This window comes from Bacteroides sp. AM54-2NS, from assembly GCF_003602935.1.
Classification (GTDB): Bacteria; Bacteroidota; Bacteroidia; order Bacteroidales; family Bacteroidaceae; genus Bacteroides; species Bacteroides xylanisolvens.
This window is the reverse complement of record NZ_QTMZ01000048.1, coordinates 1-12,623: the sequence shown is the minus strand read 5'-3', so window position 1 is coordinate 12,623 and position 12,623 is coordinate 1. Positions and strand designations below refer to the sequence as shown.

General features: G+C 43.4%; 5 protein-coding genes and 5 pseudogenes. 7 read left to right on the top strand and 3 right to left on the bottom strand.

Annotated elements, in window-relative coordinates:
- Positions 1–237 precede the first annotated feature (237 nt).
- Positions 238–885 carry an HAD family hydrolase gene (locus DXA05_RS21310; protein WP_117683477.1) on the bottom strand — a complete coding sequence of 216 codons (648 nt, stop codon included), beginning with the start codon at positions 883–885 and terminating at the stop codon, positions 238–240.
- Between the two features lie 150 nt (positions 886–1,035).
- On the opposite strand from DXA05_RS21310, the pseudogene DXA05_RS21305 reads away from it, so the two are divergent.
- Positions 1,036–2,396 (top strand): annotated as a pseudogene (locus tag DXA05_RS21305) (MATE family efflux transporter).
- 40 nt (positions 2,397–2,436) lie between these two features.
- Here DXA05_RS21305 and DXA05_RS21300 read toward each other — a convergent pair.
- Positions 2,437–4,754, bottom strand: a pseudogene (locus tag DXA05_RS21300) (FtsX-like permease family protein).
- 14 nt (positions 4,755–4,768) lie between these two features.
- Positions 4,769–5,442 (bottom strand): annotated as a pseudogene (locus DXA05_RS21295) (ABC transporter ATP-binding protein).
- A gap of 302 nt (positions 5,443–5,744) precedes the next feature.
- Between DXA05_RS21295 and DXA05_RS21290 the strand changes: the two are divergent.
- The 6 genes and pseudogenes from DXA05_RS21290 (at position 5,745) to hcp (ending at position 12,517) form a co-directional block, all read left to right on the top strand.
- Positions 5,745–6,547: pseudogene (locus DXA05_RS21290) on the top strand (metallophosphoesterase).
- Positions 6,528–7,330, top strand: a pseudogene (locus DXA05_RS21285) (hypothetical protein). Before DXA05_RS21290 ends, DXA05_RS21285 begins: the two co-directional pseudogenes overlap by 20 nt.
- A gap of 75 nt (positions 7,331–7,405) precedes the next feature.
- A complete protein-coding gene (locus DXA05_RS21280; protein WP_008639967.1) occupies positions 7,406–8,746 on the top strand; it encodes a sigma-54 dependent transcriptional regulator in 1,341 nt (446 codons plus the stop codon).
- Positions 8,743–10,056 carry an ATP-binding protein gene (locus tag DXA05_RS21275; protein WP_118408168.1) on the top strand — a complete coding sequence of 438 codons (1,314 nt, stop codon included), beginning with the start codon at positions 8,743–8,745 and terminating at the stop codon, positions 10,054–10,056. Before DXA05_RS21280 ends, DXA05_RS21275 begins: the two co-directional genes overlap by 4 nt.
- 10 nt (positions 10,057–10,066) lie before the next feature.
- Positions 10,067–10,735 (top strand): Crp/Fnr family transcriptional regulator, encoded by a 669-nt coding sequence (locus tag DXA05_RS21270; protein WP_117809601.1) that lies wholly within the window; start codon positions 10,067–10,069, stop codon positions 10,733–10,735.
- Positions 10,736–10,885: 150 nt separating this feature from the next.
- A complete protein-coding gene (gene hcp, locus DXA05_RS21265; protein ID WP_162613001.1) occupies positions 10,886–12,517 on the top strand; it encodes a hydroxylamine reductase in 1,632 nt (543 codons plus the stop codon).
- The last annotated feature ends 106 nt before the right edge of the window (positions 12,518–12,623 follow it).

The window sequence follows — 12,623 nt, the reverse complement described above, 5'->3', positions numbered from 1 at the left end:
ATGATTTATGTCATTGATGTCTGCGCATTTGGACGCTTTCAAAAATTGCGGCAAAGTTATAACATTTAATTCATAACTGGGAAAGAAAAGCAAAAAATCCTTCAAATGCTTCGCTTGGATAGTTGGAAGGCATTGGAAAGGATGGGTGGGTCTCACTATTTTTATTTATCTCGGTTATTTTTCTTATTTCATTTATTAATATAATATAAGTGAGGTAACTATTTAAAAATAATGCCGTTATTTATGGAGAGAGATCATTTTTTCGTATGTCATGCCGGTGAAGTCGTCTATTATATAATGGGCTTTTCCGGTGATGGCTTCGCGTGAGTTGGTGGTGGCAAGTCCGATCACTGTTGCCCCGGAAGTCATGCCGGCTTGCAGGCCGTGGAAAGAATCCTCAAAGACGTAGGAGTTTTCGGGGGTGGCTTCAAAGATTTCCATTCCCAGCAGGAAACAGTCGGGAGCGGGTTTTGAACGGGCAAACATTTCTCCTGTCAGGATGCGGTCTACCATTCCTTTAAATTCGGGATGGGCATTGTAGACGTTTGCCATCTTCTCTTCGTTGGAGCTGGTGACTACGGCTATCTTTGCACCGTTCCGACGAAGATCGGCTATGAAGGCTTCTACTCCGGGGATGTATTCATAGGACATCTTTTTCTCGTAAACATTGAGTTCAGCGCTTATTTCGAGCTGTGCTTCGGGTCTGTCCGCGAAATGCTTTTCATAGATTTGTAATAGCGTCTGTCCCTTGATGCGGCGTCCGAAATCTTCTTCATTCAGATATTTCCGTCCTTGCTCGTCCCAAAAAACAGTGTACTGCGTTTCTGTATCCATGATGACACCGTCAAAGTCGAAGAGTGCTGCAATTGTTTTCGTTGTATTCATATTAAACTGTCTTTTTACCTAAAACGTTAAACCTTGTGTATCTATCGCCGCAAAGTTCCGAATAATCATCGAATCAGGCAAATAATTCGTACCTTTGCAAAGCTAAAAAAAACGTAACATACGTTTTTATCCAACAAAATCTACTGGCGCATGAGCAAGAACGACCCGCACATTTTAGGCAAAGAACGTATCGGCAAATTGCTGTTACAATATTCCATTCCTGCGATTATCGGAATGACGATTACTTCTATCTATAACATCATTGATAGTATCTTCATCGGACATGGCGTAGGACCGATGGCTATTGCCGGACTGGCTATCAGCTTCCCGCTGATGAATCTTGTTGTCGCTTTCTGTACACTGGTTTCGGCTGGTGGGTCTACCCTCGCTCTATCCGTTTGGGACAGAAGGATATGAAAGGAGCTACGGAAATTTTGTCACATACGCTGATGCTTTGTATCACAAATTCTCTTTTCTTCGGTATTCTGTCTTTTATCTTCCTGGATGATATACTGACTTTTTTCGGAGCCAGCGCCGACACCCTTCCATATGCACGCAGCTTTATGCAGGTGATTTTGCTGGGAACTCCCATCACTTACACAATGATCGGGCTGAACAACGTGATGCGCGCTACCGGATACCCCAAAAAGGCTATGCTTACTTCAATGGTAACGGTGGTGGCTAACATCATCCTCGCTCCTATCTTTATCTTCCACTTCGAATGGGGAATGAGGGGTGCGGCTACGGCAACGGTTATCTCGCAGTTGATTGGTATGGTGTGGGTGGTGAGCCACTTCACCAAGAAAGACAGTACGGTGCATTTTGAAGGGAATATCTGGAAAATGAAACCGAGGATTGTAGAAAGTATCTTCGCCATCGGTATGTCTCCATTCCTGATGAATGTGTGTGCGTGTGCCATCGTGATTATCATCAATAACAGTTTGCAAAATTATGGGGGCGATATGGCTATCGGTGCGTATGGTATCATCAATCGGTTGCTGACGCTTTATGTAATGATTGTGTTGGGGCTGACTATGGGGATGCAGCCAATCGTGGGCTACAACTTCGGCGCACAAAAGATAGACCGGGTGAAACAAACGCTGCGACTGGGGATTATCTCCGGGGTAGTGATTACGAGCAGCGGGTTCGTGATTTGTGAGTTTTTCCCTCATGCCGTATCGGCTCTCTTCACTGATAGCGATGAATTGATTGATTTGGCGGTAGGCGGTATCCGGTTGACTGTGTTGATGTTCCCGTTTGTAGGGGCACAGATTGTAATCGGTAACTTTTTCCAAAGTATCGGCAAGGCTAAAATCAGTATTTTCCTTTCGCTGACGCGTCAGTTGCTTTATCTTTTGCCTTGCTTATTACTGTTCCCTAACTGGTGGGGATTGGAAGGAATCTGGATCAGTATGCCGGTATCGGATGCGCTGGCGTTTATTACGGCCGTTGTCAGTCTGATGATTTACATCAAGAAGGTTTCCAAACAGCATCCGGTAGTAGCAGAATAAGGCGGTGTCTGCCCTATTCTGCCATTTAATTCTATTCGGCTTATTCTGCTTTAATGCTATTGACCGGATTCTCGTTCGCGATATGCCATGCTTTCAGAACAACACAGATTACAATCAGTAATTGGACGAACAAGGCCGTAGCAGCAAAAAGCAATGGATTCAAATCAATCTGCTCGGCAAATTGGTCGAGCCATGCCTGTCCTGCAAAATAAGAAACGGTAGTGCCTACTAGGATAGAAATCACTGAAACGTATAAAATGTCACGTGTCAGTAATCCGAGGATATGAGATGCTTCGGCTCCATTCACTTTCCGGATAGCTATCTCTTTGCTCCGGCGCTGGGTTTCATCGTTCACATAGCCAATCAATCCCATGATAACGATCAGCAGGATAAAGGCGGAAGTGATCCAGACGGAATTGCGGAAGCGGTATACGTCTTTATAGATATTTTTCACCATTTGATCTACCAGGATAAAACGCAAGGATATATTCGGATAGGTGTTTTCTACAAACTCATTCAGACGTTTCAGATTCTCGTTATATGGTTCTTTCAAGCGGACATCAAATGCATGGTTGGCATTTTCATCTCCAATCAGGACAATAGGAGATTGCGACACGTAAAAACTTTTATTGCGAATATCACGGAATACGCCTACAATCGTTCCTTGAATGTCATTCACTGTTTTACCTACTGCTCCGTCGGTCCATTTCATCAGACGTACCAGTTCTTCGTTTACCAATAAGTCGTTCTGCTTTTTCAGCGTAGTGCCTTCTATAATCTCAATACCCATTACTTCAGGATAGTTGTAATGGCAGGAATTGTAATTTAGGGTAGCAATCCGCTTACCGTCATTTCCCATCAGTCCGCGTGTCCAGTACTCTCCCAACACCCCATTCACGGCAACAGTCACTCCCTCTACCATCGGCTGACGGTTCAAATCGTCTTTGATATGCTCTACCGATTCTTTAGGCAACCATGTCTGCGCTTGAGCTAATCCGGGCACGACGATACCCATATCACGGCTCATCAGATGACTGTACTGCAACAGAGTGACCAGCAACAATCCCAAGACGAAAGAAACTCCTGTAAACTGCACAAACAACAACGAACGCTTCCACCCTTTCTTCCCATCTGTATACCGGCGGAATACCTGCGTGACAGGGATACGGGAGAATAATCGTCCCGGTATGCCACCTGCCAGTATGAAGAGAACAAGGATAGTGAGCAACGGTACCCACAACGTTTCCCAAGTGAAAAGTGAGGAAAGACGGACGGAAAGTAAATCTTCAATCAGATCACGCGCATTGATTATCAGTAAGAAACTAAGCAATACGGAAAGAATGACAAGGATTCCCGTCTCTGCCATAAACATTCTGAAAATATGGGTGGAACTGGCTCCATTGCACTTATGCACTCCCACTCCTTTTGCACGACGACTTAAAGTGGCAATGGATATCAACATATAGTTCATGATAGCCACAAAGAAAATAGCAAAGCCCAAAAATCCGTAAATGACCAAACGCTTTTGTACATCGGGAGAAACCAGATGAAGTTTCACCAATGGAATGGCACTAAATTCAACTTTCCAGCCATCATACTCTAAATCTGTATATTTTCCGATCACCCGCTGAATGTCAGCATTCACTTTGTCAATGTCCGATGCATGGCGCAAACGAAGGAAAGCATAAAAGACATCATTTCCTCTCCAACCGGCTCCTGAATGATACCCTCCATTCTGATGAACAGATATCACGAAATCATGGGTGAGCATCGTATTTTCCGGCACATCTTTGTAGATCCCACGTATGGTCAGTGTGTTTTGTTTTTCAGCAGAAAGCACTTTCCCGACAGGTCTTCATCCCCGAACGTCTCACGGGCAAAATGCTCCGAAACAAAAACGCTTCCGGGCATAATCATATCCTTGGGATTGCCTTGCAACACCGGTATGCCGAAGGTCTGAAAAAAACAAGTATCCGCAAAGATATAATCTGCATCGGGCAACAATTTATCTTCATAATAGATATTGGCACTCCATATCGAAAGGACACTACTGGCAACCTCCACTTCTTTCGGCATCTCTTCTGCCAAAGTAGATGCCAGCACATCGAAAACAGTATAGTCATAACTGGTCTCTTTATCATCACCAGCCGTTTCACCCGTACTAAGATTAATTCTTTGACAACGTACAAGTGCCAAGCGTTCTGCCTCCGGATAGCATTGTTCATAGCTTAGTTCGAAGGCTATCTGCGAGAAAAGCAGAATACCGATAGTAAGCCCTAAGGAAAGGGAAATGATTCGTATGATATTCGATCCACGTTCACGCAATAAGGTACGTATAGTATAATAGATTTGTCTCATGGTTGGTTCTCTGTTTATGCCTTTACACTTGCTACAATACTTCCATCGAATAAATGTACGGTACGATGTGCAAAACTGGCATCGTGCTGTGAGTGGGTCACCATGATAATGGTTGTCCCCTCTCTATTCAGTTCCGTCAACAGATTCATCACTTCCGCTCCGTTTTTTGAGTCAAGGTTACCCGTAGGCTCATCGGCAAGGATAAGTTGAGGATTGGTAACAACCGCGCGGCTATCGCCACCCGTTGTTGCTGTCCGCCGGAAAGCTGTTGAGGAAAATGTTTAGCACGGTGGTTGATATTCATTCTTTTTAGAATGTCTTCTACCATTCGGCGACGTTCGGAAGATTTAAGGCCTAAATAAGTGAGCGGAAGTTCCACATTCTCGTAGACGTTTAATTCGTCCATAAGGTTGAAGCTCTGGAATACAAAACCCAGTTTGCCTTTACGGACACGGGTACGTTCCTTTTCTTTCAGGCCGGCTACTTCTTCTCCCATCAGCAGGTAAGAGCCTTCAGTGGGGTTATCTAATAGGCCGAGGATGTTTAATAAGGTGGATTTCCCACAGCCAGACGGTCCCATGATAGCAACAAATTCTCCTTCTTTTACTTCAAGGTTTACATGATTTAATGCGACCGTCTCCACTTCGGTAGTACGGAATACTTTACTAATATTTTCAATCTGTATCATCTTGTTTATTTATGATGTTGTTCTACATAGATTTATTTCCAGTTTTACTATTGACGTTTTTAGTCATGCAGAAAGTATGCCAAACAAGAATAGCTATTCATTTTCAATCATTTATCTTTTCTTAGTTTCCCAAGCATTGTCTAATAATTAGACAGGACCGTCTAATTATTAGACAAATCGGATACTGTTCCATATCTCCCATTTATTGTTCAAAGAGTCCTATTTGCCTGTTAGCCGATTGTCCATCCAAATAGAAAACTTTATCTTTGCATTTAGTTTTCTAGACTATAAACAAAATAATTATGATGAGAAAGAGTGTATATGTATTCTTATCGTGCTTTTTACTTTCCGGATGCGGCATGATAGATTACCATCCATACGACGTCCGTATCAGCGGCGAAACAGAGGTCAACGCACATAATATCGAAAGAATAGAGGCAAACTGCAAGGTAAAACGACCATACGCTTTGTGACTATGGGCGACTCACAACGATGGTACGATGAAACGGAAGATTTCGTGAAAGAGATTAATAAACGGAATGATATTGACTTCGTTATTCACGGAGGGGATATGAGTGACTTCGGACTAACCAAAGAGTTTCTCTGGCAAAGGGATATAATGAACGGACTTAACGTGCCTTATGTAACCCTTATCGGAAACCATGATTGCTTGGGGACGGGAGCAGAAACATACAAGGCGGTATTCGGTCCCACCAACTTTTCTTTCATCGCAGGTAATGTGAAATTTGTCTGCCTGAACACCAATGCGCTGGAGTATGACTACTCTGAACCTGTGCCGAACTTTACCTTTATGGAACAAGAGATTACGAGCAGGCTGGACGAGTTTGAAAAGACTGTCATTAGTATGCACGCACGCCCTTACACGGATGTATTCAACGATAATGTGGCTAAAGTATTTCAACATTATATCAGACAATACCCGGGAATACAAGTCTGTACTGCTGCTCACACCCACCATTATCAGGACGATGTGATCTTTGATGATGGAATACATTATGTTACCAGTGATTGTATGGATTACCGTACTTATCTGGTATTTACAATAACCCCGGAAAAATATGAATATGAACTGGTTAAATACTAACTATATCTTGCGCGCAGGAGTATTATCCGTACTTCTGTTACTTCCCGGTCTGATTTCAGCTACTTGTAAAGCAGATACAATCATCAACTCGTACAAGGATGATTCACTCCGTTTCATTATCAAAGATGATTCAATTATCACTTTTCGCACAGGAGATTCTATATTTACGATCATCAAAGCGGACTCTGTATTGCCGGTTGCACCGAAGCAGGTGAAACACAGTCGTTACGATAACCGGATTCACCGTTTCCGCAGTCACTGGGAACGGATTATCCCGACGCACTCCAAAATACAGTATGCCGGAAACATGGGATTGCTTTCTTTCGGTACGGGATGGGATTACGGGAAACGTAATCAGTGGGAAACGGATATATTGCTCGGATTTATACCGAAATATTCGTCAAAGAAGGCCAAAGTAACCATGACGCTCAAGCAGAACTATATGCCTGGAGCATTAATATCGGAAAGGGCTTCTCTACGGAACCTCTTACCTGCGGGCTTTATGTGAATACCGTGTTTGGCGACCAGTTTTGGGTGAATGAGCCGGAACGTTATCCGAAAGGTTACTATGGTTTCTCCAGCAAAGTACGTTTTCATGTTTTCATGGGACAACGGTTGACATACGATATCGATCCGCAACGTAGATTTTTAGCCAAGTCGGTGACTTTTTTCTATGAAATAAGTACGTGCGACCTGTATGTTATCAGTGCAGTAAACAATAGCTATCTCCGTCCGCGTGATTATCTTAGTTTATCATTCGGATTGAAGTTCCAGTGGTTATAAAAGAATTTATGATTTATGAATTATGAATTATAACTTACTTTTTCGTAAGTTTGCGCTTTACAAACTTAAACGAAAATGAGTAAATCAGGAACAATCATCATTGTAGACGATAATAAAGGAGTATTGACTGCCGTACAAATCCTTCTGAAAAGTTATTTTTCCAAGATTGTCACACTCTCCTCTCCTGTCACCCTGTCCAGTGTCATAAGGGAAGAAACACCGGAAGTAATTTTGTTGGATATGAATTTCACATCAGGCATCAACACCGGTAATGAGGGTTTATTCTGGTTGCATGAAATAAAGAAAGTACGTCCAGAACTTCCGGTCGTACTTTTTACGGCTTATGCCGACATCGAACTGGCTATCCAGGGGATTAAAGAAGGAGCAACCGACTTTATCGTCAAGCCTTGGGATAACCAAAAACTGGTGGAAACCCTGCAAACCGCAGCAGCTTCTACGCACAACGACAAGAAAACGGGCAGCAAAGAAGAAACCACCCACTCACCTATGTACTGGGGAGAAAGCAAAGTGATGCAACAACTCCGCACATTAATTGAAAAGGTAGCCATCACCGACGCCAATATCCTGATAACAGGCGAAAACGGAACGGGGAAAGAAATGCTGGCACGGGAGATTCATCTCCTTTCCAACCGCAAATACAAAGAAATGATTGCAGTGGATATGGGGACTATCACAGAGTCTTTATTTGAAAGTGAGCTTTTCGGACACGTTAAAGGTTCTTTCACCGACGCACACACCGACCGGACCGGCAAATTTGAGGCTGCCGATAATAGTACGCTGTTTCTCGATGAAATAGGCAACCTGCCTTACCACCTGCAAGCAAAGCTACTGACCGTCCTCCAACGACGAAGCATTGTGAGAGTGGGAAGCAACACGCCGATTCCCATTCATATCCGACTGATATGCGCAACCAACCGGAATCTGCAAGAGATGGTAGTGAAAGGTGAATTCCGGGAAGATTTGCTCTATCGCATCAATACCATTCATGTAGAGATTCCTCCTTTGCGGGAACGGAAAGAAGATATTATTCCATTGGCCGAAAGGTTCATGGTACGCTTTTGCAAACAATATGACAAGACATTGATGAAGTTCACTCCCGACGCTAAAGATAAATTGAAAGCACACCTTTGGTATGGTAATATCCGTGAACTGGAACACGTGATTGAAAAGGCCGTTATCATCAATGACAGTCCGCTCGTTCCCGCCGAATTGTTCCAATTATCCATTCCACGGACGGAGAGTCAGGAGAAAAGTATTTCTACGCTGGAAGAGATGGAAATGCAGATGATACGGAAAGCGCTCGACGCTTGCGCAGGAAACTTATCAGCAGTAGCCGCCCAACTGGGCATAACCAGGCAGACTCTTTATAACAAGATGAAAAAATTCGGATTATGACAGTGCAGCTTCAACAAGTAGGCGTTCAATATTGGTTCAGAGTCTTGCTGACGGCACTTTTCTGTATATCGTCCGTGTGGTTCGGTATACATCAATCATACGGTTGGTTAGGGGGTAGTCTTTGTTTATTGGTTCTTAGCGTACTTTGGCAAATCCGCCTTTATCGTCTCCACACCAAACAGGTGCTTTTTATGATTGATGCGCTCGAGAATAATGATAATACGTTTCATTTTACCGAAGAAAACGGTACTCCCGAAAGCAAAGAAATAAACCGGGCGCTCAACCGCGTGGGACATATCTTATATAGCGTGAAAGCTGAAACAGCCCAGCAAGAGAAATACTACGAACTGATTCTCGACTTTGTCAGTACAGGATTAGTAGTGCTCAATGACAATGGAGCCGTTTATCAGAAGAACAAAGAAGCACTCCGTATTTTAGGGCTGAATGTGTTTACACATATCCGCCAATTGAGTCAGGTGGATGCGCAGCTTATGGAGAAAATAGAGAACTGTCGCCCGGGGGACAAACTACAAGTCATATTTCACAATGAACGGGGAACGATTAACTTATCCATCCGTGTGTCGGAAATCAATGTACGCAAAGAGCATCTGCGCATCCTTGCCCTGAATGATATCAATACCGAACTGGATGAAAAAGAAATAGATTCATGGATCCGGCTGACACGGGTACTGACACATGAGATCATGAACTCTGTGACTCCCATCACTTCCCTTTGCGATACGCTTCTTTCAATATCAGCGGATAAAGACGAAGAGATGAATCACGGATTGCAAACAATCAGTACGACGGGAAAAGGGTTGCTTGCCTTTGTAGAATCATACCGGCAATTCACACGCATACCGACACCGGAACCCTCCTTGTTCTATGTGAAAGCATTCATAGAAAGAATGGTTGAACTTGCCTGTCATCAGCATCCATGTGAGCATATCCGTTTCCACACAGAGATTACTCCTGCGGACTTAATCGTATATGCAGATGAGAATCTTATTTCACAGGTAGTTATCAATCTTTTAAAGAACGCAATTCAAGCAATCGGCAATCAGCCGGATGGGAGAATTGAGTTGAAGGCGTCCTGCAATGACATGGAAGAAATATGGATTGAGATAAAAAACAATGGTCCCGAAATCCCAGCGGAAATAGCAGAACATATCTTCATTCCTTTCTTTACGACCAAAGAAGGCGGTAGCGGAATCGGACTTAGTATCTCCCGCCAAATCATGCGCCTTTCAGGAGGAAGCCTTACGTTACTACGAGAGAAAGAGACAACGTTTATTTTAAAATTCAAATAACGATTGATATATGATACCTACACTAGTCAACAATCCGCTATTCCGAGGAATCACTCCGGAAAAACTTCTTGCCGATCTGGAAGAGATCAGTTTTCATACACGTTCTTATAAGAAAGGAGAAATCCTGGCACGACAGGGAGATGTGTGCAACCGTCTTATCATCCTGACCAAAGGAAGTGTGCGTGGAGAAATGATTGACTATTCGGGACGTCTTATCAAGGTAGAAGATATAACTGCTCCCAGAGCGATTGCCCCTCTGTTCCTGTTCGGTGAGCAGAACCGCTATCCGGTGGAGGTGACTGCCAATGAACCGACAGAGGTGATCGAGCTTCCTAAACCAAGTGTTTTGAGTTTGTTCCGCAAGAACGAGCAGTTTTTGGAAAACTATATGAATCTCTCCGCCAATTATGCACGGACTTTATCGGATAAGCTTTTCTTCATGTCGTTCAAGACCATTCGTCAGAAACTTGCCTCCTACCTGCTCCGCCTGTACAAACAACAGCAACAGGAGCATATCACCCTCGACCGTTCGCAACAGGAGTTGAGTGATTACTTCGGAGTCTCCCGCCCTTCCCTCGCCCGCGAACTGGCACACATGCAGGAAGACGGACTATTGATAGCAGATCGTAAACATATCACTATCTTACAGAAAGAAGAACTGGTCCGGCTCATCCAATAATGCTCCGATTTAAAAATCATTTATCTAATTGTGAGTATTTGAGATAAAAATATTCATTGTTGTAACATTGGTTACAGAATCACCTGAAACCTTTCCTCTACTTTTGCGTTCAATAAATAAACTGTTGGACTAATTAAAAACGTAAAAGTTATGAGTATGTTCTGTTATCAATGTCAAGAAACCGCAATGGGTACGGGTTGTACCTTAAAAGGTGTATGCGGTAAAACTTCCGAAGTGGCTAACCTGCAAGACCTGCTGCTTTTTGTAGTACGTGGAATTGCTGTCTACAACGAACATCTGCGTAAAGAGGGACAGTCTTCCGAACAAGCAGACAAATTTATCTATGATGCTTTGTTCATCACCATCACTAACGCCAATTTTGATAAAGTAGCGATCACCGAAAAAATCAAAGAAGGACTGAAACTGAAAAAGGAACTTGCCGGTAAGGTAAAGATCGAGAATGCTCCTGACGAATGTCTTTGGGATGGAAATGAAGAGGAGTTTGAAGAAAAATCAAAAACGGTCGGTGTGCTTCGCACGCCCAACGAGGATATACGCTCACTAAAAGAACTCGTACACTATGGTCTGAAAGGAATGGCTGCCTATGTAGAGCATGCGCATAACCTGGGCTATCAGTCACCGGAGATATTTGCTTTCATGCAGCACGCATTGTCCGAATTGACCCGCAATGATATTACTGTGGAAGAATTGGTTCAATTAACGCTAGAAACAGGAAAACATGGAGTATCAGCAATGGCACAGCTAGACAAGGCAAATACGAGCAGTTACGGTAATCCGGAAATCTCACAAGTGAATCTTGGTGTCCGTAATCATCCGGGTATATTGATAAGCGGACATGATTTAAAAGACCTCGAAGAGTTGCTGGAGCAAACGGAAGGTACAGGGATAGATGTATATACGCACAGTGAAATGCTGCCTGCGCACTATTATCCTCAACTAAAGAAGTATAAGCATCTGGCAGGAAACTACGGAAATGCCTGGTGGAAACAAAAAGAGGAATTTGAAAGTTTCAACGGTCCGATCCTGTTTACAAGTAACTGTATTGTTCCGCCACGTGCGAATGCCAGCTACAAAGACCGCATTTACATCACAGGAGCCTGCGGTCTGGAAGGCGCGCATTATATCCCCGAACGCAAAGATGGAAAACCGAAAGATTTTTCTGCCCTGATTGCTCATGCTAAACAATGCCAGCCACCCGTAGCCATCGAAAACGGAACACTCATCGGTGGATTCGCTCATGCACAGGTGACGGCTTTAGCGGATAAAGTGGTGGATGCCGTGAAAAGTGGAGCCATCCGTAAGTTCTTTGTAATGGCAGGATGCGACGGACGTATGAAGAGCCGTGAATATTATACGGAATTTGCTCAAAAGCTACCCGGTGATACAGTGATTCTTACGGCAGGTTGCGCCAAGTACAGATACAATAAATTAGCTTTAGGTGATATCAACGGTATTCCGAGAGTATTGGATGCGGGACAATGTAACGACAGTTACTCACTGGCTGTAATCGCTCTAAAACTGAAAGAAATCTTCGGACTGGACGATGTGAATCAGTTACCTATCGTATACAATATTGCATGGTACGAACAAAAGGCGGTCATTGTTTTATTGGCATTGCTGGCTTTAGGAGTGAAACATATTCATTTAGGGCCTACTCTTCCCGCTTTCCTTTCACCGAATGTAAAGAACGTATTGATCGAGCAATTTGGAATCGGAGGTATCAGTACAGTGGATGAAGATATTGTGAAGTTTCTATCATAAATGATAAGGGAACAGAAGGGTATTTTACAGACAAATTTCCTTCTAAAAAATAGTGACGGTATATGATGGAAATAGTGACGGTATACGGCAATGATACCGTCATATT

Excerpts from the sequence above, each read along its gene's own strand:
- DXA05_RS21310 (WP_117683477.1), bottom strand. The coding sequence starts at position 885 with ATGAATACAACGAAAACAATTGCAGCACTCTTCGACTTTGACGGTGTC.
- DXA05_RS21280 (WP_008639967.1), top strand. The coding sequence starts at position 7,406 with ATGAGTAAATCAGGAACAATCATCATTGTAGACGATAATAAAGGAGTA.
- DXA05_RS21275 (WP_118408168.1), top strand. The coding sequence starts at position 8,743 with ATGACAGTGCAGCTTCAACAAGTAGGCGTTCAATATTGGTTCAGAGTC.
- DXA05_RS21270 (WP_117809601.1), top strand. The coding sequence starts at position 10,067 with ATGATACCTACACTAGTCAACAATCCGCTATTCCGAGGAATCACTCCG.
- hcp (WP_162613001.1), top strand. The coding sequence starts at position 10,886 with ATGAGTATGTTCTGTTATCAATGTCAAGAAACCGCAATGGGTACGGGT.